General features: G+C 43.8%; 26 protein-coding genes and 1 pseudogene. 14 read left to right on the top strand and 13 right to left on the bottom strand.

Going from position 1 to position 26,869, the window contains the following annotated elements:
* Nucleotides 1–53 precede the first annotated feature (53 nt).
* Together BQ7997_RS05060 and BQ7997_RS05055 are read left to right on the top strand one after the other, a co-directional pair.
* Nucleotides 54–3,287 (top strand): SusC/RagA family TonB-linked outer membrane protein, encoded by a 3,234-nt coding sequence (locus BQ7997_RS05060; protein WP_073344175.1) that lies wholly within the window; start codon nt 54–56, stop codon nt 3,285–3,287.
* 13 nt (nt 3,288–3,300) lie between these two features.
* On the top strand, nt 3,301–5,313 hold the full coding sequence (locus BQ7997_RS05055; RefSeq protein WP_073344172.1) for a RagB/SusD family nutrient uptake outer membrane protein: 2,013 nt from the start codon (nt 3,301–3,303) through the stop codon (nt 5,311–5,313).
* A gap of 167 nt (nt 5,314–5,480) precedes the next feature.
* Here the strand turns inward: BQ7997_RS05055 and BQ7997_RS05050 are convergent, their stop codons facing one another.
* Together BQ7997_RS05050 and BQ7997_RS25455 are read right to left on the bottom strand one after the other, a co-directional pair.
* Nucleotides 5,481–6,485 carry a M20/M25/M40 family metallo-hydrolase gene (locus tag BQ7997_RS05050; RefSeq protein ID WP_073344169.1) on the bottom strand — a complete coding sequence of 335 codons (1,005 nt, stop codon included), beginning with the start codon at nt 6,483–6,485 and terminating at the stop codon, nt 5,481–5,483.
* Between the two features lie 23 nt (nt 6,486–6,508).
* A complete protein-coding gene (locus BQ7997_RS25455; protein ID WP_073344166.1) occupies nt 6,509–7,621 on the bottom strand; it encodes a leucine-rich repeat domain-containing protein in 1,113 nt (370 codons plus the stop codon).
* A 111-nt stretch (nt 7,622–7,732) separates the two neighbouring features.
* Between BQ7997_RS25455 and BQ7997_RS05040 the strand changes: the two genes are divergently transcribed.
* The 4 genes from BQ7997_RS05040 (at nt 7,733) to BQ7997_RS05025 (ending at nt 9,690) form a co-directional block, all read left to right on the top strand.
* On the top strand, nt 7,733–8,167 hold the full coding sequence (locus BQ7997_RS05040) for a hypothetical protein (RefSeq protein ID WP_022140325.1): 435 nt from the start codon (nt 7,733–7,735) through the stop codon (nt 8,165–8,167).
* Between the two features lie 61 nt (nt 8,168–8,228).
* Entirely contained in the window at nt 8,229–9,032 is an 804-nt protein-coding gene (locus BQ7997_RS05035) for a metal ABC transporter permease (RefSeq protein ID WP_073344163.1), read from the top strand.
* Between the two features lie 20 nt (nt 9,033–9,052).
* Entirely contained in the window at nt 9,053–9,466 is a 414-nt protein-coding gene (tsaE, locus tag BQ7997_RS05030) for a tRNA (adenosine(37)-N6)-threonylcarbamoyltransferase complex ATPase subunit type 1 TsaE (RefSeq protein ID WP_073344159.1), read from the top strand.
* The gene (locus tag BQ7997_RS05025) at nt 9,463–9,690 is read left to right on the top strand and encodes an immunity 17 family protein (RefSeq protein ID WP_022140328.1); all 228 of its coding nucleotides are present in this window, start codon (nt 9,463–9,465) and stop codon (nt 9,688–9,690) included. The genes tsaE and BQ7997_RS05025 overlap by 4 nt, the downstream gene beginning before the upstream one ends.
* A 70-nt stretch (nt 9,691–9,760) precedes the next feature.
* Here BQ7997_RS05025 and BQ7997_RS05020 read toward each other — a convergent pair whose 3' ends face one another.
* The 6 genes from BQ7997_RS05020 to BQ7997_RS04995 are packed head-to-tail and all read right to left on the bottom strand — an operon-like array spanning nt 9,761 to nt 15,838.
* The gene (locus tag BQ7997_RS05020) at nt 9,761–11,071 is read right to left on the bottom strand and encodes a DUF58 domain-containing protein (RefSeq protein WP_073344156.1); all 1,311 of its coding nucleotides are present in this window, start codon (nt 11,069–11,071) and stop codon (nt 9,761–9,763) included.
* A complete protein-coding gene (locus tag BQ7997_RS05015; protein WP_022140330.1) occupies nt 11,072–12,046 on the bottom strand; it encodes an AAA family ATPase in 975 nt (324 codons plus the stop codon).
* A gap of 11 nt (nt 12,047–12,057) precedes the next feature.
* Nucleotides 12,058–13,326, bottom strand: a complete 1,269-nt coding sequence (locus BQ7997_RS05010) for a DUF4350 domain-containing protein (protein WP_073344154.1) — start codon at nt 13,324–13,326, stop codon at nt 12,058–12,060.
* Nucleotides 13,323–13,940 carry a DUF4129 domain-containing protein gene (locus BQ7997_RS05005; protein WP_073344151.1) on the bottom strand — a complete coding sequence of 206 codons (618 nt, stop codon included), beginning with the start codon at nt 13,938–13,940 and terminating at the stop codon, nt 13,323–13,325. Before BQ7997_RS05005 ends, BQ7997_RS05010 begins: the two co-directional genes overlap by 4 nt.
* 16 nt (nt 13,941–13,956) lie before the next feature.
* A complete protein-coding gene (locus tag BQ7997_RS05000) occupies nt 13,957–14,895 on the bottom strand; it encodes a hypothetical protein (protein WP_073344148.1) in 939 nt (312 codons plus the stop codon).
* Nucleotides 14,876–15,838, bottom strand: a complete 963-nt coding sequence (locus tag BQ7997_RS04995) for a stage II sporulation protein M (RefSeq protein WP_073344145.1) — start codon at nt 15,836–15,838, stop codon at nt 14,876–14,878. Before BQ7997_RS04995 ends, BQ7997_RS05000 begins: the two co-directional genes overlap by 20 nt.
* Before the next feature lie 101 nt (nt 15,839–15,939).
* On the opposite strand from BQ7997_RS04995, the gene BQ7997_RS04990 reads away from it, so the two are divergent.
* Nucleotides 15,940–16,665, top strand: coding sequence for an RDD family protein (locus BQ7997_RS04990; RefSeq protein ID WP_073344142.1), 726 nt, complete (start codon nt 15,940–15,942; stop codon nt 16,663–16,665).
* Nucleotides 16,666–16,708: 43 nt separating this feature from the next.
* Nucleotides 16,709–17,929: pseudogene (locus BQ7997_RS04985) on the top strand (PD-(D/E)XK nuclease domain-containing protein); the annotation flags it as partial.
* A gap of 77 nt (nt 17,930–18,006) precedes the next feature.
* Here the strand turns inward: BQ7997_RS04985 and BQ7997_RS04980 are convergent.
* The 3 genes from BQ7997_RS04980 to dnaE all read right to left on the bottom strand — a co-directional run bounded on the left by BQ7997_RS04980 (nt 18,007) and on the right by dnaE (nt 22,570).
* Nucleotides 18,007–18,342, bottom strand: a complete 336-nt coding sequence (locus BQ7997_RS04980) for a hypothetical protein (RefSeq protein WP_073344139.1) — start codon at nt 18,340–18,342, stop codon at nt 18,007–18,009.
* Nucleotides 18,343–18,382: 40 nt separating this feature from the next.
* Nucleotides 18,383–18,697 carry a thioredoxin gene (gene trxA, locus BQ7997_RS04975; RefSeq protein ID WP_022140338.1) on the bottom strand — a complete coding sequence of 105 codons (315 nt, stop codon included), beginning with the start codon at nt 18,695–18,697 and terminating at the stop codon, nt 18,383–18,385.
* A 66-nt stretch (nt 18,698–18,763) separates the two neighbouring features.
* Nucleotides 18,764–22,570, bottom strand: coding sequence for a DNA polymerase III subunit alpha (gene dnaE, locus BQ7997_RS04970; RefSeq protein ID WP_073344136.1), 3,807 nt, complete (start codon nt 22,568–22,570; stop codon nt 18,764–18,766).
* A gap of 161 nt (nt 22,571–22,731) precedes the next feature.
* Between dnaE and BQ7997_RS04965 the strand changes: the two genes are divergently transcribed.
* From BQ7997_RS04965 to BQ7997_RS04955, 3 genes are all read left to right on the top strand, one after another.
* A complete protein-coding gene (locus BQ7997_RS04965; protein WP_073344133.1) occupies nt 22,732–23,418 on the top strand; it encodes a phosphatidylserine decarboxylase family protein in 687 nt (228 codons plus the stop codon).
* A gap of 10 nt (nt 23,419–23,428) precedes the next feature.
* A complete protein-coding gene (gene pssA, locus BQ7997_RS04960) occupies nt 23,429–24,136 on the top strand; it encodes a CDP-diacylglycerol--serine O-phosphatidyltransferase (RefSeq protein ID WP_044654021.1) in 708 nt (235 codons plus the stop codon).
* 67 nt (nt 24,137–24,203) lie between these two features.
* The gene (locus BQ7997_RS04955; protein WP_022140342.1) at nt 24,204–24,506 is read left to right on the top strand and encodes a DUF4834 family protein; all 303 of its coding nucleotides are present in this window, start codon (nt 24,204–24,206) and stop codon (nt 24,504–24,506) included.
* A gap of 48 nt (nt 24,507–24,554) precedes the next feature.
* Here BQ7997_RS04955 and BQ7997_RS04950 read toward each other — a convergent pair whose 3' ends face one another.
* Nucleotides 24,555–24,992: a nucleoside deaminase gene (locus BQ7997_RS04950; RefSeq protein ID WP_073344130.1), complete on the bottom strand. Its 438-nt coding sequence runs from the start codon at nt 24,990–24,992 to the stop codon at nt 24,555–24,557.
* A gap of 30 nt (nt 24,993–25,022) precedes the next feature.
* Nucleotides 25,023–25,256, bottom strand: a complete 234-nt coding sequence (locus BQ7997_RS04945) for a hypothetical protein (protein ID WP_022140344.1) — start codon at nt 25,254–25,256, stop codon at nt 25,023–25,025.
* Nucleotides 25,257–25,323: 67 nt separating this feature from the next.
* Between BQ7997_RS04945 and BQ7997_RS04940 the strand changes: the two genes are divergently transcribed.
* From BQ7997_RS04940 to BQ7997_RS04930, 3 genes are read left to right on the top strand one after another with little or no spacing between them, the layout of a single operon-like run.
* On the top strand, nt 25,324–25,689 hold the full coding sequence (locus BQ7997_RS04940) for a YraN family protein (RefSeq protein WP_073344127.1): 366 nt from the start codon (nt 25,324–25,326) through the stop codon (nt 25,687–25,689).
* A gap of 52 nt (nt 25,690–25,741) precedes the next feature.
* Nucleotides 25,742–26,098, top strand: coding sequence for an MmcQ/YjbR family DNA-binding protein (locus BQ7997_RS04935; protein ID WP_022140346.1), 357 nt, complete (start codon nt 25,742–25,744; stop codon nt 26,096–26,098).
* Nucleotides 26,082–26,840 (top strand): biotin--[acetyl-CoA-carboxylase] ligase, encoded by a 759-nt coding sequence (locus BQ7997_RS04930; RefSeq protein ID WP_073344125.1) that lies wholly within the window; start codon nt 26,082–26,084, stop codon nt 26,838–26,840. The genes BQ7997_RS04935 and BQ7997_RS04930 overlap by 17 nt, the downstream gene beginning before the upstream one ends.
* Nucleotides 26,841–26,869: the final 29 nt, after the last annotated feature.

Below are 26,869 nucleotides of genomic sequence, written 5' to 3'. Positions count from 1 at the left end.
TAGGAAAAAACTTTAAATTCAATGCTATGTTAAAACAACTAAAGTCAGTTAGCATGTTGTTGTTTCTACTGACAATGTCAGCAGGAACCGTTTATTCGGAGACTGGTAGAAGCATTTTGAATGTTTCCGCTGTACAGCAGGGTACTACTTGCAAAGGTGTAGTAAAAGACGCAGTAGGTGAAACCATTATCGGCGCATCCGTTGTAGTCAAAGGTACAACGAACGGTACAATCACCGGACTTGACGGTGATTTCTCTTTAAGCAATGTAAAGGCAGGAGACATTATCGTCATCTCTTTCGTAGGGTATCAAACCCAGGAAGTCAAATTCACAGGACAATCATTGAATATCATCTTGAAAGATGATACCCAAAAGTTGGATGAAGTCGTTGTCGTCGCCTTCGGTACACAAAAGAAAGTGAATGTGACAGGAGCCGTATCCACTGTGGGAGCGAAAGAAATTGCAGCACGTCCCGTCAATTCCACTATCGAAGCCTTACAAGGTGTAGTTCCGGGCATGAACATCTCTACCGGTGACGGTGGCGGTTCCTTAGGTTCGGATAAAAAATTCAACATTCGTGGCGTCGGAACGATTGGTGCCGGCTCGAAGGTAGAACCATTGGTACTCATTGACGGCATGGAAGGGGACATGAACGCGATCAATCCACAGGACATTGAGAATATTTCCGTACTGAAAGATGCGGCTGCTTCTTCCATTTATGGTTCCCGTGCACCGGGTGGAGTAATCCTGATTACGACAAAGAAAGGTAAATCGGGAAAGACGGTAGTCAACTATAACAACAACTTCCGTTTCGTATCTCCGTTGAATATGCCGGAAATGGCTGATTCCTATAACTTTGCACTGGCTATTAACGACCAGTTGACCAATGGCGGACAAACTCCTATGTACAGTGCCACAAAACTTCAACAAATTCTGGATTTCCAGGCAGGAAAAGGCACACAGTATATGTGGCCTACCGATGCAGGAAGATGGAACTCATTCGATGATCCCCAACGCAAAGACGTGATGCCTGCCGGCAACACCGACTGGCTGAAAACATTGTTCGGCAACAGTTTCACTCACGAACATTCATTGAGCGTGAACGGTGGTACGGATAAGATACAATATTATCTTTCAGCCAACTATCTCGACCAAGGCGGTCTGTTGAAATTTGGTGATGACAACAAGCAACGATACGCTTTTACAGCAAAAATCAATGCCGACCTTACTAAATGGTTAAAGATAAGTTATAGTATGCGTTTCAACCGCACAGACTATGAAGCTCCTTCATTTGCCGGCGGAGATATCAAGAGTAATGTATTCTATTTCGACGTATGCCGCTATTGGCCTGTCATCCCGGTAGTAGACCCGAACGGGTTTTACACTGTTGAATCCAAGATTTACCAATTAACAGAAGGTGGACGCTACAAATCGCAAAAAGACGTAATGGCACATCAGCTCGCTTTCATCATGGAACCTATCAAAGACTGGAAAATCAATGTAGAGCTAAACTACCGCTCCAACTATGATTTCAATCACACCGATTATCAAACCGTTTATGGATATGATGTAAACAAAGATCCTTATATAATAGCCAACCAAACTTCCAGTGTTACGGAATATGCTTATAAGAGCAATTTCTTCAATCCGAATATATTTACCGAATATAACAAATCGCTGGAAAGCGGACACAACTTTAAAGTGATGCTGGGTTTCCAAAGCGAGTTGTTCAAACAACGGGACATTACTGCTTCACAAGATGGTATCATGTCGGGAGTTGCCACATTAAACACTACCCAGACGAATGCACAGAACAGGGGTGGATATAGCGAATGGGCAACTGCCGGATTTTTCGGACGTCTCAACTACGATTATAAAGGACGTTATCTAGCAGAAGTCAATATGCGTTATGACGGAACATCACGTTTCCTCCGGGACAACCGCTGGAATCTGTTCCCGTCCTTCTCTCTTGGATGGAACATTGCCCGTGAAGCATTTTTCGAGGATTTTACCGACTTAATCAGTACATTCAAAATACGAGGCTCGTGGGGTGAACTAGGTAACCAGAATACAGACAACTGGTATCCGTTCTATCGCACCATCGACATTAACAAAGACCAATGGGGCAATTACGCATTGGGCGGCTGGCTGGTAAACGGTGCAAAACCGAACATTTCCAAGGAATCCGCCCTGGTATCTTCCTTGCTGACTTGGGAAAAGACACAAACACTGGATCTAGGTTTCGACCTGTCGATGCTCAACAACCGCCTGAATGTAACATTCGACTACTTCCAACGGAAATCCAAAGATATGGTAGGCCCTGCGCCCGAACTCCCCAACCTACTGGGTATTGATGTCCCCAAAGTAAATAACCTCGACATGACTTCCAAAGGTTGGGAAATACAGGTGAACTGGCGCGACCAAATCCGTGATTTCAAATATGGAGTTACCTTATCCTTGTCGGACAATCAGGTAGTCATCGACAGATATCCCAACCCGTCAAACACAATTCTCGATAAGGACAATAATAATACATATTACGCAGGTGCTCATGTAGGGGACATATGGGGATTCCAGACAGTCGGCATCGCAAAAACCGATCAGGAAATGAAAGATCATCTTGCCAGTATGCCTAATGGTGCACAAGACGTACTGGGTTCAGGTTGGGGAGCCGGTGATGTCATGTATGCCGACTTGAATGGCGACGGTCAGATAAGCAGAGGAAACAAGACCCTTGCAGACCATGGCGATTTGAAAAAGATCGGTAACAGTACACCACGCTATAACTTTGGCTTGAATCTGGATGCCGCATGGAAAGGCTTCGATCTGAAGCTGTTCTTCCAGGGAACTATGAAACGTGACTATATGCCGGGAAGTGGCTCTACCATGTTCTGGGGAGCAGTAGGTTACTGGCAGACTAACTTCTTCAAGCAACATCTGGACTATTTCCGTGGAGCAGATACGACCAATCCGTTAGGCCCCAATCTGGGCGGTTATTATCCTCGTCCTCTTGAGAACGACAGAAACCGCAATCCGCAGACCCGCTACTTGCAGAATGCAGCTTATTGCCGACTGAAGAACGTGACTTTAGGCTATACATTACCCAAATCACTGACAGAAAAGTTCTGTGTGAACAACCTTCGCTTCTTTGTTTCGGCAGAAAACTTATTCACCATTACCAATCTGGCTGACACATTCGATCCCGAAACTGTCGGTATCGGCAACTGGGACGGATGTACCTATCCATTATCCAAGACTGTATCATTCGGTTTAAGTGCAACTTTTTAAATGACAGACGATTATGAAAAAACATATCAAACTTTTGACAATAGGAACATTGCTGTTGGGCGGACTGACCGGTTGCAATGATTTTCTGGACAGGGAACCTCTGGACAAAGTTATTCCCGAAAAATATTTCGCATCCGAAAGTGATTTGGCTGCTTACACTATCAATGCTTATCCGTTCGAAACCGTGACGGACGCGTATGGCATTAACTTCTTCGGCAAAGATAACGATACTGATAACCAAGCCAGCGGTGACTCCCCGGCATTCTGGATACCCGGTCAGAAGAAAGTTCCGTCGGGCGAAGGCGACTGGGACTGGAAGAAGATACGTGCCTGCAACTATTTCTTCGACAACACTTTACCTAAATTCGAAGCGGGTACCATCACCGGCAATCAGGATAATGTAAAACATTACATCGGAGAGATGTATGTGATACGTGCATATAATTACTATAAATTGCTGGTTTCTTTAGGAGATTTGCCCATCATCACCACAGCATTGCCCGACGTAGAAGAGACTTTGGTGGAATCCAGCAAACGTCAACCACGTAATAAGGTGGCACGTTTCATTCTCGACGATTTGCAGAAAGCAACGGAATTATTGCTCGACAAAGGTCCCGGTGGCAAGAACCGTATCAGCAGAAATGTAGCACATTTGCTACGCGCGCGTGTCGCCCTCTTCGAAGCAACCTGGGAAAAGTACCATAAAGGGACGGCATTCGTACCCGGTGGAAAAGGATGGCCGGGCAATCCCGCAGACGTGAGCGGTTTCAACATTGACACAGAAATAGCTTATTTTCTTGACGAAGCCATGAAATCGTCCAAAGTAGTGGGTGACTATATTGTCGGAAAACTGGCAGAGAACACCGATACTCCCGAGGGAATGAATGCCAGTCTGGCTTCCATCAACCCTTATTACACTATGTTCTGTGATGAGAATATGGAAGGATACGATGAAATTCTGATGTGGAAACAATTCAAGGAGGGGTTGGTGACAAGTAACCTGCAAATGGAACTGGAACGCAACGGCGGCGGTTCCGGATGGACTCGCGGCATGGTCAACTCTTTCCTGATGCGCAACGGGCTTCCGATCTATGCGGACGGTTCGGGTTATGACCGCAATTGGGAAAAGAAAGGAGTCAACTCCACCTTGCAAAACCGGGATTCACGTATTGTTATCTTTACCAAAAAGCCGGGTGATGCGAATACGGAAGATGAGGGTGACGTGAATTATTACGGCAATGACGGTACTCCCAGCTATTGTTCTATCCGCTTCATTTATGGAGACAAGGGAAGTCTGGCGACAACAGGTTTCATCATCAAGAAAGGCAAACATTATTCCAGTCATATGGCCAATGACCACAGTGCAGGAACATCAGGCGGTATTGTTTTCCGTGCCGCGGAAGCCATGTTGATCTACATGGAAGCTTCCTACGAAAAGAACGGCAGAATTGACGCGACAGCCGACGGATATTGGAAAGCTTTACGCCGGCGTGCCAAAGTGGATGAAGACTATAACAAGACAATTACCGCGACACAAATGAGCGAAGAAGCCAAAGGTGATTTCGGTGCTTATTCTCACGGGCAACTGATAGATGCGACATTATATAATATTCGCCGTGAACGCCGCAACGAACTTTGTGCAGAAGCTTTGCGTTGGGAAGACCTGAAGCGCTGGCGTGCATGCGACCAGCTAATATCCAAACCTTACCGTGTGGAAGGTATGTTATACTGGGGGAGTGACTATGAAGAGCAACTGCAAGACTTATGTAAAGTAGACCCGGCAGAAGGCAATATGTCTTCATCCGATTTAAGTAAATATATCCTTCCGTACGAAAAAATCACGAAGAATAACCTGATAGCAGGGCAGAACGGCTTCCTCTTTACTCCGGCTCATTATCTGAATCCGATAGGCATGGCTGTATTCCGCCAGACTGCTTCGAACAAAAATGACTTTACAAGCTCAGTGGTTTATCAGAATCCCGGTTGGAAAATTGAGGGAGATACTGGTGCACAACCAGTAGAATAGCAATAAAAAAAGATAAAGGCTACACTCATTGATTTCATAAATAAATCGACCTTACCATTATATGATCAGCCTTTATCTGAACTGTCTGTCATTCAGAGCGTAGCGAAGAGTCCCCACTCCTGAACAAATAAAAAGGAGTTCTTCACTACGCTCCGGATGACATATTTTTAAAATGACTTTTCATTCGCCATTTTCCACATATTCAGGAAAGATGCCTTGGTGATTTCCACAATCTTATCCCAGTTCAACCGGTCGGCGTGATCGGATGGTTGGTGATAATCGGGATGTCCGTCCGTATGATACCATATGATAGGAATACCCACCTTGGCAAATGTCCCGTTATCACTGCCGCCTATCGGATTATCCCACGCACGATAGTCCGGTTCTAACTGCAAACCGTATTTCTTAATATCTTCTTTCAGCCAATCACCGAAAGCAGGATGAGCAGCCGTATAAAAATAGACTACATGACGGGGGGGGTCGGGTTTGTTATTACGGCCAATCATATCAAAGTTCAGATAACCCTTGATTTGAGACAGAAAAGGACAAGTCTGCACAAAGTATTTCGAGCCTAACAGTCCTTTTTCTTCTCCATCCCAAAAAGCGAAGATGACATTTCTTTCCGGTTGCTGTCCGCTAGCTACAAAAGCACGGGCTATTTGCAACACAGCCGATACACCGGATGCATTATCATCGGCGCCATTATAAATTTGGTCACCATCGAGTGCAGGGTCTATCCCTAAGTGGTCGAAATGCGCGCCTACAATCACATATTCCTTGTTATTTTTACCGGGAATCATACCTAATACATTCCTCATGGAGAGCTTTTGGTGCACTTCCTGCTTTAGTTTGGCAATAGAATCGGGATGGACTTCCAGGCGTCCTTTCTTCTGACGCTCTTTGCGATAGGCATCAAAAGGTTGAAAATAACTGTCGGCCAAAGGTTGTACGCCCATCCATTGCAATAAAGAAGCAATGTATTCCGAGGATACATACGAACCATGAAATCCCGCTTCACGCCCTTGAAGTTCGTCTGCCGCTAGAAAGCCGATAGTGGATTCGGCAGAAGAGCGGTTGATAGTATTCAGGCCTTTGTCCACGGGAGACTGGGCAGAGACAAATATCGTTCCGCCCAATAAAAAAGAAATAAGTAAATAAAATCTTCTTTTCATTAGATTTGAGTTCATGTTAACAATCAGTTTTTATTCGTGTCTATATACCAGTTTTTATTTTCAAGTATGCTCATATCGCAGCCCTTCTCTCCTGAATTATCATAGAAAGATATTCGATAATCCTTTCCGTGTTCAGGGGTGGATGGTTTGGGAAGGGAAACTAGTGCATCAAATATTTCATTTAATGTATTTGCTTTCAGGTTACAAGAATGACAACGTAGTATTTGTACCAAATTATTTGCAGGGATTGATAAGTGGTTCAGATTCCTGTTGAAACTACAATCCAGAAAACGAATCGACCGATGATTTGATAAATCTAACGTTGTCAGTTTATTAGAGCGACAGCTAAATTCCGAGAGCACAGGTAATCTATCTAAAAAGTCTAATGAACTAAAAGCGCAGTTTTGTATAAATAACCCGGAAATAGCCATATCCTCTTCAAAGTCAATGGCAGTCAGAGGGTTGTTATTACAATATAAAGTCCGCAACGCAGGCGTTCCTTTCAAAGAAAGAGTGGTCAACCCGTTTCCGGCACAATTCAAGTCCTTCAGTTTTGGCAGGTTTAGTATATTCAAGGAAGTCAACCGGGGATTTGTATAGATGTCCGCTCTTTCCAATTGTTTACACTGGGTTATATCAAGACGTTCCAAATCAGACCAGTTGCCGATATTTATATCTTCCACATTAGGGCAACAACCGCTCAGGTCAAGCTCCGTAGTGCCCGAAAAACTATTTAGATTCAAACTTCTTATTCCAGGCAAATATCCCATACGAAGATTTGTTGCAGGAAGAAGTAGACCGCTTATACTAAGGAAGTCTAACTCTTCCGCCCATATCCTCACCTGATAAATTTTCTTGTTTCCATATTTATAATTTATAGGTCCGGTCGTTCCCGGGTCTTCTATCTTTTGCAGACGCCCGTCTCCCCATTCAATAGCCATTCTTCCACCGCCGGCAATCACTTCTATCTGCTTCCAGTCACTGGCAACCTCTACTGTAAACTGAACCGTATTATCGTCCGTCAATTCAGGAATTTCAATATCATCTCCAAAGATTCTTTTATCTTCCACACAAGATGTGAATCCGAAAAATAAGCATATTCCTACCAGACCGGAGAGCAATTTATTAAATTTCATGGCTTTATATTTAAGTTAGCAACACACAAAAGTAAGAAAAGAAATAGATATCATACACCGATAGAATGCAAATTTATAAGTAACTTTGCAGAAATTTGATTTAGTACGATTATGTGGATACTCATTATAGGTCTGGTATTGCTGGGTGTTATCGCACTGATAGCCGGAATCATCCGCAACAAGAGACTGCAAAAGAAAATAGAGAGAGGCGAACTGGATCGCATGCCGGAAGTGAAGGAGGTGGATACCGAATGCTGCGGACAACATGAAGTGTGCGAAAAAGACAGCCTGTTGGCTGCTGTCAGCAAGAAGATAGAATATTATGATGATGAAGAACTGGATCAGTTCATGGGTCGCGAAGGGAATGCGTACACGGAAGAAGAGACAGAACTGTTTCGGGATGTACTGTATACCACCAGAGATGATGAAGTGGCCGGATGGGTGCGCAGCCTACAACTTCGTGGCATCGAATTGCCGGACGAGCTTAAAGATGAAGTGTTCCTGATCATCGGAGAAAGAAGAATCGTAGAGAAGAAAGAAGACTGACAAACACAGACCTTGTTTATCAGATTCGTAATTCAGAACTTATAATTAGTAAATTAAATCAGTGGATCTACTACAATATACATTCTTTCAACATGCCCTGTTAGGGAGTCTGCTGGCAAGCATTGCCTGCGGGATTATAGGTACATACATCGTCACCCGCCGCCTGGTATTTATCAGTGGCGGAATTACCCATGCTTCTTTTGGGGGGATAGGATTAGGGTTGTTTGCGGGAATTTCCCCGATACTTTCCGCTGCTGTCTTTTCCGTGTTATCCGCTTTTGGCGTTGAATGGCTTAGCAGGCGGAAAGATATGCGCGAAGATTCCGCTATTGCCGTATTCTGGACGTTGGGGATGGCATTAGGAATCATGTTCAGCTTTCTGTCGCCGGGATTCGCTCCCGACCTCTCCGCCTATCTTTTCGGGAATATCCTGACTATCAATCAGGCTGACTTATGGATGCTCGGCATACTGGCGCTGATACTGACAGGATTCTTTTACCTGTTTATCCAACCTATTGTATATATCGCTTTCGACCGTGAGTTTGCGCGTTCACAGAAGATTCCGGTAGAGATATTTGAATATGTGCTGATGATGTTTATCGCACTGACGATTGTTGCCTGTCTGCGTATGGTAGGTATCGTGCTGGCCATCTCCCTTCTCACCATTCCGCAGATGACTGCCAACTTATTCACTTATAGTTTCAAAAAAATAATCTGGCTGTCCATCGGTATCGGCTTCTTGGGATGCCTGGGCGGATTGTTCATTTCTTATCATTGGAAAGTCCCTTCGGGAGCTTCCATTATATTTTTCTCAATCCTGATTTATGTTGTTTGCAAAATAGGAAAGAGTTGTTGCAGGAAATAGTCATTATAATAGATTAGTATATGGAAATCAAAATTCAATCACTGGAAAGTATCCATGAAGCAGCCCGCGAATTCATCGCTGCTATGGGCGACAACACTGTATTTGCTTTATACGGAAAGATGGGTGCCGGCAAAACGACATTTGTCAAAGCACTCTGCGAAGAATTGGGCGTGGAAGACGTTATCAGCTCACCCACCTTTGCCATCGTCAACGAATATCGTTCGGACGAGACAGGGGAATTGATTTATCACTTCGACTTTTACCGTATCAAGAAACTAAGCGAAGTGTACGACATGGGATACGAAGATTATTTCTACAGCGGCGCTCTTTGCTTCATCGAATGGCCGGAGCTCGTAGAAGAACTGCTGCCGGGTGACGCTGTGAAAGTGACGATTGAAGAATTGGAAGACGGAAGCAGAGTCATCAAACTATGACCGGACAATATATCGTACAAGGAATCTTTGCGCTGGCAGGAACTGTCTCCCTGCTGGCGTCGTTGCTCAACTGGGACTGGTTCTTCACAACACGCAATGCACAGACCATTATCCGTAACGTAGGACGAAACCGTGCACGACTCTTTTATGGCATATTGGGAATTATCATCATTGGCATGGCTGTTTTCTTTTTTATAGAAACTCGAAAAGCCATCACTCTTTGACGCTACTTTTTGTCAGACAAAAGAACAAAAGCGCAAAAGATTACAAAAATATACTCTTTTGTTCTTATGTCTAAAGCAACTGCCGTGCTTTCATCTCCAAATACTTATTAATCACATCAATCGAAAGATTCTCCGGTGTAGTCAATAAGGAATAAATACCATTCTGTTTCAAGGTAGAAACAACCAGTCGTTTTTCATAAGCGAACTTTTCTGCAATCACATGGCGGTAATAGCCTTCCGTATCTTTGGCAGGAGTGGCAATGTATTCCTTCAATTCGGCATCTTCGAAAAAGACAACGAGCAGACGATGTTGGCGGTTCAGTTGTTTCAAATAAGCCAACTGTCTGTTCATACTGGATATACCGGAGAAATTCGTATATAGCACCAAAAGACTCCTTTTGCTGACATGCTTGTTCAGATGAACACAAAGAGCCGAGAAATCCGTTTCCCCGAAAGTTGTCTTCTGGCTGTAAAGCTTTTCAAGTAATGTCTGCATATGCCCCGGCTGCCTGGAAGCAGGAACAAACGTATCGAAATGCCCGTCAAAAGTCACCAATCCCGCTTTGTCCTCTTTCCGCATTGCCACATACGAAAGTACCAACGAAGCGTTTATCGCATAATCCAGTAAAGTCATTCCACGAAAAGCCTGCTGCATCACTCTACCCTTGTCTATCACATTATAAATCTGCTGTGAACGTTCATCCTGATAAACATTCACCATAAGTTCATGCCGGCGGGCACTCGCTTTCCAGTTTATCGTACGGTAATCATCGCCTTTCACATATTCCTTTATCTGCTCGAATTCGGTATGATGACCTATCCGGCGAATACGCTTTATTCCCAGTTCGGTAAGATTATCACTGATAGCCAGCAATTCATACTGATGAAGCATCAGATAAGACGGATATACTTTTATATCCATCGGTTCGCCGCAAGTGTACCGACGGGAAACCAAACCTATCCGTCCGGTTACAAAAATCCGGATATGCCCGAAAGGATAAACACCCCGGCGAGTAGGCCGAAGCCGGTAACTGACTGTCTTTCCTTCGTTTGCCCGGAGTTCTACACGAAAGTCAATATCTCGTTTTTGAAATATAAAAGGTATTTCATCAATGATTTCCAAAGAAACAGGACGCGGATAACTGCTCTCCACCCGAATGCTCACTTCGTTCTCGTCTCCATTGGAGAAACGGTCGGCACAATGGCGGAATGCCTGAATCCCACGAATAGAATAAAGCAGATAACCATCCGCCAACACAGTCAGGAAAAAGGCAAAAAGCACCCATTGCCCGATGACAAAAAGCGGAGCAAAGGCGTATCCACTACCCAACAAGAGGATAATTACGACGAGGGCAATATAGAAACGACGGGTTAAATACATCTACTTGGGAACCTCTACCTTATCAATCAATCTCTGCGTCACTTTCACAGGAGAATAACCTTCCATTTCCGCTTCCGCAGTCAGGATAAGACGGTGCTGAAGCACGTAAGGAGCTACAAACTTAATATCTTCCGGCGTTACGAAGTCCCGTCCCTGCAAGAGAGCGTATGCTTTCGAAGATTGCAGCATGGCTACGGATGCACGTGGAGAAGCTCCCAAGTATACCGCTTTGCTGGTACGCGTCTGTTGCACAATCAAGGCGATGTATTGAAGCAGCGTACGGTCTACGAATACCTGATTCATAAAAGCACGGAGCGACAGAAGTTCTTCTTTTGTGATGGAAGGCGTGATGTTGTCCAGTTTCACCAATGCAGCATTGGTATGATGACGCTCAAGGATATTCACTTCCTCTTCAAGGGAAGGATAATCCATCGTAATCTTCATCAGGAAACGGTCGAGTTGCGCTTCGGGAAGTTTGTACGTTCCTTCCTGCTCCACAGGATTCTGTGTGGCAAGAATCGTATATAGTTCGCCCATCTGGTGCGTAGTTCCGTCGATACTGATCTGACGTTCTTCCATTACTTCAAACAGAGCCGACTGCGTCTTGGCAGGGGCACGGTTGATTTCGTCAACCAATACGATATCCGCAAAAATCGGCCCCTGATGGAAATCAAAGCCGTTGGTTTTCATGTTGAATACCGTTGTGCCCAATACATCACTTGGCATCAAGTCCGGTGTAAACTGGATACGGCTGAAGTCAGCATCAATCAGGCGGGCAGTCAAACGTGCCAACAGTGTCTTTGCAACTCCCGGCACTCCTTCTATCAGTACATGACCGTTAGCCAGAATTGCCGTCAGCACCAAATCCACCGTCTGCTCCTGCCCGACAATGACGGAAGCAATCCGGTCTTTCAACTCCTGTATCTTCCCGGAAAAGAGAGTTAAATCCACTCGCTGTTCTGTATTCTCTTCCATAAATTTCTTCTTTAGATATGATTGATTATTTCATTCATTTTATCAATAAACACTTTCATCTGCTCCGAATCAATGGCACGTCCACCGTAAAGCACCGGCCTGACTCCATGGATAAATTTCGCAATTTCTCCGGCATCCATCCCCGTCTTCCGGGCAATCCGTTCGAAAGAACGTTTGTCATCCGCCACTTCCTCTATATCCACCTGAATTTCCCTCCGCAACTCTTCTGTCAAGTAAGCAAACTTCTTGCGAACCAAGTCAACATGGTCTTTCTTCTGAAAATAAAGAGTACCTATCAATTCTGTAAATTCAAGCGATTTGTTGGCCGGTTCACGGACAACAGGAATAGCCCGCTGCCGTCTCTTCGCGGTGAATATCATAAAGAGCAGGATGGTAATCATCGTCAGATACAAAGCCCAACGAAGCGGCTGGTGCGCAAGCAGATAGCGCAAAGGTGACTGTTGCACCTGTGCCGTCGCCTTCATATATCCCTCGCTACGGACAATAGGAAGTTCTCCCATCTGCGATAGCAGGCGGAATATATAATTCGCATTATTTTCGTCCAATACTCCATAGTTCGTAAACAACAACGGAGTAGATACAAGTATAATTTCTCCCTCACCCCACGGACGTGCCATAGCCAGCAACGGATGATAATTACTGTACACTTTTACCGAATCAGAATCAGCCAACGCATCACCGATAGCATCCGTCATATCTTTTTCTGCCAACTTCCGTATCACCTTCGAATCATAACGCCTGAAACTGGAATTACAAAATTGCGGATAACAACGGTATAGCCGGCGGGAATAAACAGAATCGGCAACCCAATAAATACTGTCTTTCCTGAAAATGGAAGAAGCGTATTTCCTGAAAGCAGCCGCATTAAAATGAGAATATGTACAATAAAATCCCAACGTATCTTCCAGTAATTTAGGATAGTTATTACTTACCAACATTATCTTATTCCCCCGTTCCGCCATTTTCAATAAAGCATTTACATCCGCTTTCACCATAGACAAGGTATTGGCAATCATCAGTATTCCCATCTTGTCTACCGTATCTTCTTCCATCTGATAGAAGGTTTCCTTGGACAGGGAATAGCCATGCGGCAAAGAAGAAGACAGCAGACTGTCGAACAACGCACAACCGAGAGGTTGCTCGTCATAGTGGCTGAAAGTAGGTGTCCACACAAACTTCTTCGGCAGATTATACTCTATCGCAAACATTATCAGCAGGAAAGCTACAATAAAGACGATAAACCAGCGACTCGCTTTCATAAGACGCCTCCTTTCCTTATTTCTTCCTGCAAGGTCTGCATGGTGCGGAAAAGTTCTTCCGTTGCCTCAAAATTTCCGTAACGTACCCTTAAGAAATGATTGGTAAGCTGACGGAAAGCCGGTAGCCGGACTTCAGTAAGATATTGTGTAGGCGTTTTGTAAGGTTGCCAGTCGATACGTTCCGCATCACTTAGCTGTTTCAATGTCTGCAAATAAAGTAAACGCACCGCTTCGCGGTAGTCCTGACGAGAAAGCGCATCGGTAATCCCTCCCGGAAAATCTACGCCATAAATCGTATCTTCCCCTACTGTATAAGGCAATGCGTTCTTACGTGAACGCATGAACAGTTCGGGACGTTTTCTATAGACGAACCAAATAATCAGGAGCAGGATAATAATAGCAATACATATCAGGATAAGCCCTGAATATTCTTCAGCAAAACGGCTGCCGAATATTTTGCGCATGAATTCCCCGAACTGTTTACTGATCCACTCGAACAGGTTAAGTTCGGGAGTAATCAACTCACGGTTATAGTTATATGCCGGATCAGACTGCCAAAGGGCAATCTGCGCCGTATCACAGACCAATGTATCAGCCGGGGAAGTGATATTCATCTATTCGGGAGTTGTTTCAGAGTTTGTCGAAATTGTCAATATCGCTTTCTACCGTAATGCTGTCTACTACTTCGGATGCATGGCCATACTGATAAACCAAGCCGACAATGCTGAATATGGCTGATAGATAAGAACCATACAACATCAGAATAGAGAACAGATATTGCGCAAAGTTCAGTCCGACGGATGAAGCAACTTCACCACCGTCACTCATGGCAAAAATCATTTTCACAATATAGATAACGTACCATGGAATAGAAACAATTCCTTGCAGCACGCTGGCAATGATCCCCATCACAATCAAAATCAAAAAGACTCCCCCCCAAGTGGCAAATCCCAACCGGAATGTTTTCTTGAATGTCTCGCCCAATGAAATATCCTCAAACAAATAGATAGGGGCCATCAGAGCTAAAGGTATCATGAATGCAAACAACAACGGGAAAGTGAGCAGTAGTGTAAAAGGAGTCAACACAGCCAACAGCACCATGACAACAATGACAAACAGGAATAAGAAACTGATAACTACCCCCATGATAAACAATCTCTTGACATTGTGAAGCAACAACGGCTTTATGTCACTGAATGCAATGCCGTTCAATCGTTCTTCACGCTCATTATACAATCGAACCATTGCATAAATCAAGGAGGTCAACAATAAAGCACCCAAACATGAAAAGAAGATTACTCCCGCATAATTCAATGCAAATGCAGGTCCCAGCATAGCGAAAGGATTGTCGCCCACTCTTCCTGCTGACTGCATGGCGCTCATATCTATCATACTTCCCATCAACCCGCTGAAATTGGCAGCTTGAATCAAGCAGATAGGGAGCATCAGATACGTTGAATACTTGAACAACTGTTTCCAATTCTCTTTTATAAAGTCAAAAGAAGCGTTCAACTTTTCGCCAAAGGGGCGTTTTACGTACATTGCAATCTTAGGTTTCTGTGATTCCATGTTTTTTTCTATTTGGTAAATAAATATAGTAGAAAATGATAAATGCTAAAGAAGTGAGGATCACACCCAGCCTCAACATATCAGGAAGTTCGGTGTGACGGGTGATGAAGCCTTCGATAAAGCCGGCCATGATAAATACAGGGACAGTACCGATAACGATTTTCAGTCCCCGCTTCGCTCCTCTCCGAAAAGATTCCAGTCTTGAATAAGTTCCGGGAAACAACCATCCGTTACCTAAGGCCAATCCGGCAGCACCGGCTACGATAATCGCCCAAATCTCAAGTGTTCCGTGCAGCCAGATAGCAAGGCTGGATTCCCAAAGCAAATCGTGTTGATGAAAGAAGGTCTGAAAAGCTCCCACCATAATTCCATTGGACAGAAGCATATATCCTGTACCGAAACTGGTAAACAGTCCCATTACAAAACAGTTGAAAGACACCATCACATTATTGAGCGTAATTCCCAAAAACATAGGAACTTCTGAAGAGCCGCCATATACCGCCATCGGTTCCCCATTGGCAATATTCTCCAACGTCATATCCACATAGCCGTTTCCCAAAATCAAACGGACAAAATCAGGATCATTCGCGGCAGATAAAACGCCAATCAAGACACTGGCTATAAAAATAAGAAAGGAAGTCATCAGTTCACGGCGTGCGTCATACATTGTTTGCGGAACTTCCCGTGTCCAGAAGGTAATAATTCGCCCCCACTTCTCGCGCTTGTTCCGATAGATTTCGTTGTGCAATGCTGAAGCCAGGTTATTCAAATAAATCGTAATGCGGGATGCCGGGAAGTGTGTCTGGGCAAATGCCAGGTCAGCAGTCAGATCCGTATAGGCGTCGGCAAGTTGGTCGGGGGACAGGCTTCCCGCCCGTTCCACTACCTTCTCAGTCTCTTTCCATTTTTCAATGTTCCGACGGATAAACGTAACTTCTTTCATGCTTTTCAAGCGTTTTCGGATAAGTTTTGTCCGAAAGCAGAAGCAAAAGTAAGAGAATTAGATTATATTTGCAACGGAATCCTAAAAATGTTTAACCCAAAATGGCAGAATCTACGATAATCACCGGACAATTCGTCCGTATCAGCCAAACACCCGCCAGTATCGGCGAGCGATTTCTGGCATTAGTCATCGATTATTTCCTGATCGTGGTTTATGTATATTCTACAATTGCCCTTTTAATGGAGCTTCGGTTATCATCGGGATTCAAAACATTCTTTTTCCTGTGTATCATCTATTTACCGATACTTGGCTATTCTTTTCTTTGCGAGACATTCAATCATGGACAGAGCTTCGGTAAGAAGTTAATGAATATTCGTGTTGTCAAGGTAGACGGCTCTACTCCTACCGTCAGTTCTTATCTGCTACGCTGGCTCCTTTTCATTATTGACGGGCCATTGACAAGTGGTTTAGGAATTTTTGTTATCCTGCTCACCAAAAACAGTCAACGACTGGGTGATCTTGCCGCGGGCACTATGGTGATTAAAGAAAAGAACTATCGCAAGATACACGTCAGTCTTGACGAATTCGATTACCTGACTAAAAATTATCATCCGGTCTATCCGCAATCTGCGGATTTATCACTGGAACAAGTAAATGTGATTACCCGGACTTTGGAATCAGGTGAGAAAGACCGGGCACGCCGAATTACGGCACTCGCAAAAAAAGTACAATCACTCCTTTCTATCACTCCGCGAGAGGGCAATCAGGAGAAGTTTCTTCAGACAGTATTGAGGGATTATCAATATTATGCGCTGGAAGAAATATAATTCGTTTTTTATCTTTACCTTTGTTCGTATAGAATAAAAGCAGAACGAATATGACAACTTCACCAACCAACTGCTCACTGCGTACAACAATCCGCTTTATGAAGAAGTAACCACTAACGACAGTTTCCTGCATACTTTCTTCAAAATGATAAAGAAAGGTATAGGAGAAGGAAGCATTCGTACTTGTTTCTGCACAGGTGTATTGCCGGTCACCATGGACGATTTGACCAGCGGATACAACATTGCCGAAATACTGACTTTGGAGCCTACCTTCCTGAATATGCTGGGCTTTACCTATCAGGAAACAGAAACCTATTTGCGCTACGTCCTCGACAAATATGCATCCGGGCAAGACCGTTTTGATGAAATCTGGCAACTGATTGTGAACAACTATGACGGTTACCGGTTCCGTCCCAACGGAGAACGTCTTTTCAATTCTACCATTCTGACTTATTTCTTCAAGAAATTTGCTGTTAATGCCGGTAGCATCCCCGATGAACTGGTCGATGAGAACCTGCGCACAGATATTAACTGGATACGTCGGCTCACACTTTCACTGGATAACGCAAAGGCCATGCTGGACGCACTGGTGATTGATGATGAACTGTCTTATAACGTTGCCGACCTTTCGAGCAAGTTCAATAAAAAGAAATTCTTCAATAAAGAATTCTACCCTATCAGTTTGTTTTATTTAGGCATGACAACACTGAAAAACAGTTACCGTATGGTACTTCCCAACATGACTATGCGCAGTGTTTATATGGATTACTACAATCAAATCAACCATATTGAGGGAAATGCCCAACGATATGTGCCGGTTTATGAACGCTATGACAGTGACCGCCGCCTCGAACCATTGATAGAAAACTATTTTGAACAATATCTGGGACAATTCCCCGCACAGGTATTTGATAAAATAAACGAGAACTTTATCCGATGCTCCTTCTATGAACTTATCTCCCGCTACCTGAGCAGTTGCTATACCTTCGCTATCGAACAGAACAATGCTGCCGGCCGGTCAGACTTTGAAATGACAGGCATCCCCGGCACAGACTATTACACGGACGACCGAGTGGTAGAGTTCAAGTACTACCACAATAAAGATGCCGAAAAGATACTGGCACTCACCGAACCGCTTCCGCAACACGTGGAGCAGGTAAAAGGATACGCAGCGGACACAAAAAGGAAATTTCCGAATTATAAAGTCAGAACCTATATTGTATATATATGCGGGAATAAAGGTTATAAATGCTGGGAAGTGTAACAAACGGATGAAAGCCCGGAAAATTTGCATCTTCCGGGCTTTCATCCGTTCTATCTACTAATGAGACTGGCTCCTGTCTAATCCACCTGCCCCAGAGAGTTTCCGTATTCCATCTCTCCCTGAACCACGAAAAGAATCTCTTCAGGATCGTATTCTCCTTGTCCGTCACTCTTAGCTTCTTTCACAATGTAAGCCACAACCTCTTCCAAGTCGATGTTAACATAACCGTCGTCATCGGGCTGAGCATCGAGAATACCACTTTCAGCATAATATTCGTCGATCAAGTCGATGAAATAGTACAACTCGTCGTCCACGAATTTCTCTTTCAGTTCCTGAGGCAGATAGCTCTTAATAAACTCGACAGTCTTTTCGTCGTCAGCATCTGCTATAAAAAAATCTTCTTCCAGTCCCATGATTATTTAAGTATTAAGTGATAAGTTTCAAGTATTACCGTTAGAGCAGTTTCTTCACTTTTTCTACAAATACAGGTTTGCCTACGGCACCTACCTGCTTGTCTACAATCTCACCATTCTTGAAAAACAGTACGGTAGGAATGTTACGGATACCATATTCTGCAGGCAAATCACTGTTTTCGTCCACATCACATTTACCGATAATAACCTGTCCTTCAAACTCCGTAGCCAATTCTTCAATAATAGGAGCCACCATTTTACAAGGGCCACACCAGGGAGCCCAAAAATCTACAACAACCGGCTTGCCTTCTGCAAGGATTTCCTTATAGTTGCTGTCTGTAATTTCTAAAGCCATTTTCTTTAAGTATTAAGTATTAATTATTAAAAATTATTTCACGAGGCATTTACGCCACAAATATAATCAATTTATATGGAATCCAAGTTCGGGACGGTCTTTTAAATAAGTAATTAATTCACGGCCTACCGAAAGCTTGATCGGACGGGAAATCAAATCGACCGACACACGATTCACATCGACATCGTCCGTCACCTTGAAATAGAGTTCCGTATTGCCCGGATGCTCTTTGGTCAGCGACGCAAGCTCCTTGATTAAAGCGGAGTTTAATACCGACAGAGGTATCATGATCGTTATTTTCTGCACGAGTTCATCCTTTACGTCCGGAAGAAGTTCCATAGAAGTAATTTTCACTTCCAGTTCATCCTGCCGCCATTGTTTTGCCTGGCAACGGGCTTTGATATACAAGAAAGTTCCTTCATTGAGATACCCTTGATAAGTCACCCAGTCGTTTCCCCAAAATGGGATTTCGGTAGAACCGGAATAATCCTCTATCTTGGCAATGCCGTAAGGGTTTCCGTTCTTGCTGATTCCACGACGGACACTGGTCACAATTCCGCCCATCGTTATCTCACGACCGGCAAGCGCAGCCTTATCTTCCAAGTCCGCCATACGCGTATTGCATACATGATCCAGTACAATCGAAAATTCATCCAACGGGTGAGCGGACAAATAGATACCTACCAAATCACGTTCACGGTTCAGACGGTCAAGATCACTCCAACGTTCCACTCCTTGCGGTATTTCAGGAGTTGCCACGTCAATCACGTTGTCACCGCCAAACAGAGAGTTGACCGCAGCCGCCTTGTCTGCCTGATAACGGTTACCATAGCGCATCAGAGTTTCAAGGAAGACTTCCCCTTTGGAATTGACTGCAAAGTATTGTTCGCGTTTCAATTCCGGGAAACTGTCGAAACCACCGGCCAATGCAAGACATTCCATATTCTTTTTGTTGCAGGCATTCAGGTTGACACGCTGTACAAAGTCGAAAATTCCGGTGAAAGGACCGTTCTTCTCACGTTCTTCCATGATACTTTGCACGGCGGCTTCACCTACACCTTTCACCGCCCCGAGCCCGAAACGGATATTACCGTCATGGTTGACGGTAAATTTCAAGTTACTCTCATTTACATCCGGTCCGAGTGTCTGGATACCCATCGCCTTACATTCGTCCATCAGTTTCGTGATATCGGTAATGTTAGACAAACTTCGGCTCATGACAGCCGCCATATATTCGGCAGGATAGTTCGCTTTCAGATAAGCTGTCTGATAAGCTACCCAGGAGTAACAGGTAGCGTGCGATTTATTGAACGCATAAGACGCAAACTTTTCCCAGTCCGTCCAAATTTTTTCAAGGACTTTGGGGTCGTGTCCATTCTTTCGGCCGCCCTCGACGAATTTAGGTTTCATATGATCCAGCTTGTCACGCAACTTCTTACCCATTGCTTTACGAAGGGCATCGGATTCACCACGGGTAAAATCCGCCAACAAGCGTGATAAAAGCATCACCTGTTCCTGATAGACCGTAATACCATACGTATCTTTCAAATATTTCTCCATGACCGGAATATCATACTCAATCGGCTTGCGTCCGTGCTTACGGTCAATAAAGTCAGGAATATAATCCATCGGTCCCGGACGATAGAGGGCATTCATGGCAATCAAATCCTCGAATGTAGAAGGCTGCAATTCGCGCAAGTACTTCTGCATACCGGCAGATTCAAACTGGAATGTACCAATCGTACGACCATCACTGTATAACTTATAGGTAGCAGGGTCGTTGATATCTATCATATCCACATCTACTTCGATGCTACGGCTCAGACGGATATTTTCGACGGCTTCCTTGATAATGGACAAAGTTTTCAGTCCTAAGAAGTCCATCTTAATCAATCCGGTATCCTCGATTACCGAGCCTTCATATTGGGTGACGAGCATCTTTTCACCCGTCTCCTTGTCATCGGCAGTGCTGACAGGCACCCAGTCGGTAATATCATCACGACAGATAATCGTACCACAGGCGTGCACACCCGTACCACGGACATTACCCTCGAGCATCTTGGCATACTTGAGCGTATCCCGCACCAATGGATCCGGCGATACTTCCGCCGCCTGCAATTCGGGAACATATTCGATGGCGTTGCGCAAGTTCAGCTTCTTGTCAGGAATCTTATCCGGCACTAATTTTGCCAGGCGGTCTGATTCGGAAAGAGGAAGTTTCTGTACACGGGCAACGTCCTTAATCGCCAGTTTCGTAGCCATTGTACCATAAGTGATGATATGGGCTACTTTTTCCTGTCCATATTTATTAGTTACCCAACGGAGTACTTCACCACGACCGTCATCATCGAAGTCCACATCAATATCGGGCAATGAGATACGGTCAGGATTCAGGAAACGCTCGAACAGCAAGTCGTACTGGATAGGGTCGATTTTCGTAATACCCAGACAGTAGGCCACTGCCGAACCGGCAGCCGAACCACGCCCCGGTCCTACTGACACTCCTAACTCTGTACGAGCCGCATTAATAAAGTCCTGCACAATCAAGAAGTATCCGGGGAAACCCATCGTTTTCATGATGTACAACTCGAAGTTCAGACGTTCCTTGACTTCTTCGGACAGCGGTTCACCATATATCCGCTTCGCTCCGTCGAAAGCTAACTTGGCAAGATAGTCTCCCTCGAGTTTGATACGATAGAGTTTATCATAGCCGCCCAAACGTTTTATTTTAGCTTTCGCATCCTCCTCACTCAAAACGACATTTCCATTTTCGTCCTGCGTAAATTCATCAAACAAGTCTTTCTCCGTTAGCTTTGCCCTGTATCTTTCTTCCGTTCCGAAGTCTTCAGGAATAGCGAAAGTAGGCATAATGGGAGCATGGTCAATGGAATAGTATTCTACTTTGTCAAGAATTTCCAATGTATTACTCAGCGCTTCGGGCACGTCTGCAAAGAGTTCATTCATCTCTTCGCGCGTCTTCATCCACTCCTGCTTGGTATAAAGCATACGACTTGGGTCGTCCAAGTCCTTGCCGGTACTCAAACAAATCAGCCGGTCGTGCGCTTCGGCATTTTCTTCATCCACGAAATGGACGTCGTTCGTACAAATCAGCTTGATGTTGAACTTCTGCGCATACTCCATCAAGTGTTTGTTCACATTCACCTGCAATGGGTAACATTCGTGATTGGCACGGGGAACAGTCGCTTTATGACGTTGCATCTCAAGATAGAAATCGTCACCAAACAAGTTCTTATACCACTGTATGGCTTCTTCGGCTTCCGCAAATTGTCCGGCGGTAATCCGTTTCGGTATTTCACCACCAAGACAGGCCGAACAGACCATCAGTCCTTCATGATACTTCTCAAGTTCGCTGCGGTCTGTACGCGGACGCATATAGTACCCCCGCGTCCATGCGTGCGATACCAATTTAATAAGGTTATGATAACCTTTCTCATTCTTTGCCAATACGATCAGGTGATAACCGCTCTGGTCGGGTTTTCCCTCTTTCAGATCCATCGTGCGGCGCGCCACATACATTTCACAACCGATGATGGGTTTGAAGAGTTTGTTTTCCGCTTCTACTATCCCGGCTTTGCAAGCGGCAATCTCCGCTTCTTTATCTTCACATTCTATCGTACCGGCTTCGATTCCTGCTATCCGCTTCTTCAGGTCTTTGATTTCACCTTTCGGGCCGCTATTCTTTTTATTGACGTAGTTCGTAAATTCCTTGATACCGAACATATTTCCATGGTCGGTCACAGCAATACCCTTCATTCCATTCTTCATTGCTTTATCGACCAGACGAGCGACGCTTGCCTGACCATCCAAGAGAGAATATTGGGTATGGACATGTAAATGAACGAAATCCTGCATAATGATAAGTAGTTAAATTGAAGGCATAAAATTACTACCTCTGGGGTTATAAACAAAAATAATCCTCAAAAAGTTATCAACATTCACATTTCTATGCCTATTTACTTGCTGATTTTTTAAATTAAGTATATTTTTGCAGACAATATCATTAAACAGCATTCATGAGCCGACTAAAGAAATTGAAGAAAATACGTATTCACCGTGAAGGAACACATATATTATGGGCTAGCTTCTTGCTATTGCTATTGATTAATGCCGCTCTTTATTGGGGAATCGATTGCAAAATTCCATTTTATGTGGTAGCAGTGGCGAGTATCGCAGTCTATCTGCTAATGGTGAATTTCTTCCGTTGTCCGATCCGTCTCTTCGGGCAGGACACTGAGAAAATAGTCGTTGCGCCTGCCGACGGGAAAATCGTTGTGATCGAAGAAGTCGATGAAAACGAGTATTTTCATGAACGTCGTCTGATGATTTCTATATTCATGAGCATTGTGAATGTTCATGCCAACTGGTATCCGGTGGACGGCACTATCAAGAAGGTGGCTCATCACAATGGTAACTTTATGAAAGCCTGGCTGCCGAAAGCCAGCACAGAGAACGAACGTTCTACGGTAGTGATTGAAACACCGGAAGGTGTGGAAGTGCTCACCCGCCAAATAGCCGGTGCTGTGGCACGCCGTATCGTCACCTACGCTGAGGTAGGCGAAGAATGTTATATCGACGAACACATGGGATTCATCAAATTCGGTTCTCGTGTGGATGTATATTTACCCATTGGTACAGAGGTCTGTGTCAGCATGGGTCAATTAACGACCGGTAACCAAACGGTTATCGCTAAACTTAAATAATTCTGTCACAATGACAAACGTTATTAAAAACAGTATCCCGAATACTGTAACCTGCCTGAACCTTTTCTCCGGTTGTATTGCATGCGTCATGGCTTTTGAAGCAAAATACGAACTGGCACTGCTTTTTATCGCTTTAAGTTCTATCTTCGATTTCTTCGACGGACTGTTGGCACGCGTGCTCAATGCTCATTCTATCATTGGAAAAGACTTGGACTCATTGGCTGACGATGTCAGCTTCGGCTTTGCACCTTCAGTGATTGTATTCTCTTTGTTTAAAGAGATGTACTATCCGGCAAGCATGGAATTTATAGCTCCTTACTTGCCTTATGCCGCTTTTCTGATTTCCGTATTCTCTGCTTTGCGTTTGGCAAAGTTCAATAATGATACCCGGCAGACAAGCTCTTTTGTCGGCCTTCCTGTTCCTGCCAATGCTTTGTTTTGGGGCTCTTTAGTAGCAGGCGCACATGACTTGCTGATTTCCGAAAGCTGCCATCCTGTCTATCTTTTTATACTCGTTTGCCTGTCCTCATGGCTACTGGTATCCGAAATACCGATGTTTTCCCTGAAATTCAAAAGCCTGTCATGGGGTGACAACAAAGTCAGTTTTATTTTCTTGATTATTTGTATTCCTTTACTTATTTTCCTGGGAATCAGTAGCTTTGCAGCTATTATTGTATGGTATATTTTACTTTCACTTTTTACAAGAAAAAGTAAATAAACAATCTCTTGGCACGTTTGTTGTACTATGAGTTTTATCAAAGTTACAATATAAAAATCATAGCCCGATGCATATACTTTTATTCATACTTATCTTTATTATTGCCATTGTCGTATTTGGTCTCTCTATTGTCGGATTCCTGCTAAGAGCCATTTTCGGGATAGGACGCCGTTCCTCGTCGTCGTCACGTCCGAACCAAACTGAATCAGGACGTAGTGCTACGGGACAACAGAGTTACAATCAGGGAACACAAACCCCGGCAGATAATGAAGAGGAGATATACTCGGAGAATGTAACGGGAAGAAGGCATAAGAAAATATTCACGCAGGATGATGGTGAATATGTAGATTTCGAGGAAATTAAGGAATAGTGATTTATTGCTGCGCTACATAGTGTCAATCCACTACCCTGTTATCACTTATCTCCGTTTCGCAGCAAAGAACTCTTTCATAAGCGTGGCACATTCATCGGCCATCAGTCCTTTAACGACAACAGTTTTAGGATGCAGAGCCGAACCGGCATATTTCTGATAGCCACGTTTCTCATCTTCGGCACCAAATACAAGTTTTCCTGTCTGTGCCCAGGCAATGGCTCCGGCACACATCACACAAGGTTCAACGGTAACATATAGTGTACATTCATTGAGATATTTACCACCAAGTACATTGGCAGCGGCAGTAATAGCCTGCATTTCGGCATGGGCCGTCACATCGTTCAATGTTTCCGTGAGGTTGTGAGCACGTGCGATAATCCGCTCTTTACAAACCACAATAGCTCCCACAGGAACTTCTCCCCGGTCGGCAGCTTTACACGCCTCTATCAAAGCCTGTTTCATGAAGTAAGTATCGTCCAGCACTCTCCTTAATTTTTAATCATAAACTATCCCCTATCGTCTCATATCGTGTTCACCGAAAAGGGTCGGATAATCCTCTTCCATATTCTTATGGATAAACATGAGAATAGTTTCGCGAAGCCAACGTGACTTATTCGATATCTTGTATTTCTCAAGATAACGATCCACTATCAGTTGCTCTTCATCGCTCAACAAAATGCTCATCCGTCGTTCCCTTTTAGTACATTCGACGTGCATTTTCAGGCACTTCTTACTCCTTTTTCTCATATCTTCTGCAAAATTACTTTTACTTCTGTAAATTCAAAGAATAAAAGCAGTAAATTTGCAAAAAAAGATGGCTAAACATAATGAATTGGGTAAAGCCGGAGAAGATGCCGCTGTAACCTATCTTGAACAGCATGGTTATATCATCCGTGACCGGAATTGGAGAAAAGGGCATTTCGAACTGGATATTGTGGCTGCAAAAGAGAATGAGTTGATTGTAGTAGAAGTGAAAACCCGCAGCAACACTCTGTTTACAGAACCGGAAGATGCCGTTGACCTGCCCAAAATAAGACGTACAGTACGTGCTGCGGATACCTATTTGAAACTGTTTCAGATTGACAGCCCTGTGCGTTTCGATATTATCACTGTAGTAGGTGATGATGGAGATTTCAAGATTGAGCATATAAAGGAAGCATTTTATCCTCCTTTATTCTAAAGTTCAGGCTAAGGAGTGCAAAGTACACAGATTTATTTATAATTGAGTTATTATGAACGTAGAAACAGTCAGAGAATATTGCTTGAGCAAGAAAGGAACCACTGAATCTTTTCCTTTTGACGAGGTATCACTTGTAATAAAGGTAATGAACAAAATGTTTGCCCTTATTGATCTGGAAGAAGCAAACCACATTGCATTGAAATGTGATCCGGAAAAAGCGATTGAACTACGCGAACGTTATTCCGGAATCGAAGGAGCATACCATTTCAACAAGAAGTATTGGAATAGCGTCCACTTTGACAGTGATGTAGATGACAGGCTTATGAAAGAACTCATAGACCACTCTTACGATGAAGTAATCAAGAAATTTACTAAAAAATTACGTGCAGAATATGATGCTCTCCCCTGATTTATTTCCGGTTCCATTGATTCATATCAGCGAAACAAATTCTACCAATAGCTATTTACAAACCTTTTGTGCCAAAGAAAAAACAGAAGAGTTTACAACCGTAGCTGCCGACTACCAAACCTCCGGACGGGGACAGCGTGGAAATTCATGGGAATCGGAACCGCACAAAAATCTCCTTTTCAGCTTTGTGCTTTTTCCTGAGTTTCTGGAAGCACGCCGCCAGTTTCTTATTTCCCAAATTGTGTCTTTAGCTATCAAAGAAGAATTGGATACATATACCGATGATGTTTCTATCAAATGGCCGAATGATATTTACTGGAAAGAGAAGAAAATATGTGGCATATTGATAGAGAATGATTTGATGGGGCGGAATATCAGCCGGAGTATTGCGGGAATCGGAATCAATATCAATCAGGAAGAGTTTCACAGCCCTGCTCCCAATCCTGTTTCATTGTACCAAATTACAGGTAAACAATATGATATTTTTGAAGTATTGAAGAATATTATGCTGCGCGTTCAGTCTTATTATTACCAACTTAAAAAGAATGATACTTCATCAATTGTCACCCACTATGAAAAGTCACTTTTCAGAAAGGAAGGGATGCATCGATACAAAGATGCCAACGGTGAATTTCTTGCACGGATTGTATATGTAGAGCCCGAAGGAAGATTGATTTTAGAAGATGAGAGACAGATAAAAAGAGGTTATATGTTTAAAGAAGTGGAATATTTATTGAAATAAATAATTGACTGACTGATTAAAACATTATC

Source organism: Bacteroides congonensis (assembly GCF_900130125.1).
GTDB lineage: Bacteria > Bacteroidota > Bacteroidia > Bacteroidales > Bacteroidaceae > Bacteroides > Bacteroides congonensis.
The sequence above is the reverse complement of the archived record's forward strand: the minus strand, read 5'-3'. Positions and strand labels throughout refer to the sequence as shown.

Excerpts from the sequence above, each read along its gene's own strand:
- BQ7997_RS05060 (WP_073344175.1), top strand. The coding sequence starts at position 54 with ATGTTGTTGTTTCTACTGACAATGTCAGCAGGAACCGTTTATTCGGAG.
- BQ7997_RS05055 (WP_073344172.1), top strand. The coding sequence starts at position 3,301 with ATGAAAAAACATATCAAACTTTTGACAATAGGAACATTGCTGTTGGGC.
- BQ7997_RS05050 (WP_073344169.1), bottom strand. The coding sequence starts at position 6,485 with ATGAAAAGAAGATTTTATTTACTTATTTCTTTTTTATTGGGCGGAACG.
- BQ7997_RS25455 (WP_073344166.1), bottom strand. The coding sequence starts at position 7,621 with ATGAAATTTAATAAATTGCTCTCCGGTCTGGTAGGAATATGCTTATTT.
- BQ7997_RS05040 (WP_022140325.1), top strand. The coding sequence starts at position 7,733 with ATGTGGATACTCATTATAGGTCTGGTATTGCTGGGTGTTATCGCACTG.
- tsaE (WP_073344159.1), top strand. The coding sequence starts at position 9,053 with ATGGAAATCAAAATTCAATCACTGGAAAGTATCCATGAAGCAGCCCGC.
- BQ7997_RS05025 (WP_022140328.1), top strand. The coding sequence starts at position 9,463 with ATGACCGGACAATATATCGTACAAGGAATCTTTGCGCTGGCAGGAACT.
- BQ7997_RS05020 (WP_073344156.1), bottom strand. The coding sequence starts at position 11,071 with ATGTATTTAACCCGTCGTTTCTATATTGCCCTCGTCGTAATTATCCTC.
- BQ7997_RS05015 (WP_022140330.1), bottom strand. The coding sequence starts at position 12,046 with ATGGAAGAGAATACAGAACAGCGAGTGGATTTAACTCTCTTTTCCGGG.
- BQ7997_RS05010 (WP_073344154.1), bottom strand. The coding sequence starts at position 13,326 with ATGAAAGCGAGTCGCTGGTTTATCGTCTTTATTGTAGCTTTCCTGCTG.
- BQ7997_RS05005 (WP_073344151.1), bottom strand. The coding sequence starts at position 13,940 with ATGAATATCACTTCCCCGGCTGATACATTGGTCTGTGATACGGCGCAG.
- BQ7997_RS05000 (WP_073344148.1), bottom strand. The coding sequence starts at position 14,895 with ATGGAATCACAGAAACCTAAGATTGCAATGTACGTAAAACGCCCCTTT.
- BQ7997_RS04995 (WP_073344145.1), bottom strand. The coding sequence starts at position 15,838 with ATGAAAGAAGTTACGTTTATCCGTCGGAACATTGAAAAATGGAAAGAG.
- BQ7997_RS04990 (WP_073344142.1), top strand. The coding sequence starts at position 15,940 with ATGGCAGAATCTACGATAATCACCGGACAATTCGTCCGTATCAGCCAA.
- BQ7997_RS04980 (WP_073344139.1), bottom strand. The coding sequence starts at position 18,342 with ATGGGACTGGAAGAAGATTTTTTTATAGCAGATGCTGACGACGAAAAG.
- trxA (WP_022140338.1), bottom strand. The coding sequence starts at position 18,697 with ATGGCTTTAGAAATTACAGACAGCAACTATAAGGAAATCCTTGCAGAA.
- dnaE (WP_073344136.1), bottom strand. The coding sequence starts at position 22,570 with ATGCAGGATTTCGTTCATTTACATGTCCATACCCAATATTCTCTCTTG.
- BQ7997_RS04965 (WP_073344133.1), top strand. The coding sequence starts at position 22,732 with ATGAGCCGACTAAAGAAATTGAAGAAAATACGTATTCACCGTGAAGGA.
- pssA (WP_044654021.1), top strand. The coding sequence starts at position 23,429 with ATGACAAACGTTATTAAAAACAGTATCCCGAATACTGTAACCTGCCTG.
- BQ7997_RS04955 (WP_022140342.1), top strand. The coding sequence starts at position 24,204 with ATGCATATACTTTTATTCATACTTATCTTTATTATTGCCATTGTCGTA.
- BQ7997_RS04945 (WP_022140344.1), bottom strand. The coding sequence starts at position 25,256 with ATGAGAAAAAGGAGTAAGAAGTGCCTGAAAATGCACGTCGAATGTACT.
- BQ7997_RS04940 (WP_073344127.1), top strand. The coding sequence starts at position 25,324 with ATGGCTAAACATAATGAATTGGGTAAAGCCGGAGAAGATGCCGCTGTA.
- BQ7997_RS04935 (WP_022140346.1), top strand. The coding sequence starts at position 25,742 with ATGAACGTAGAAACAGTCAGAGAATATTGCTTGAGCAAGAAAGGAACC.
- BQ7997_RS04930 (WP_073344125.1), top strand. The coding sequence starts at position 26,082 with ATGATGCTCTCCCCTGATTTATTTCCGGTTCCATTGATTCATATCAGC.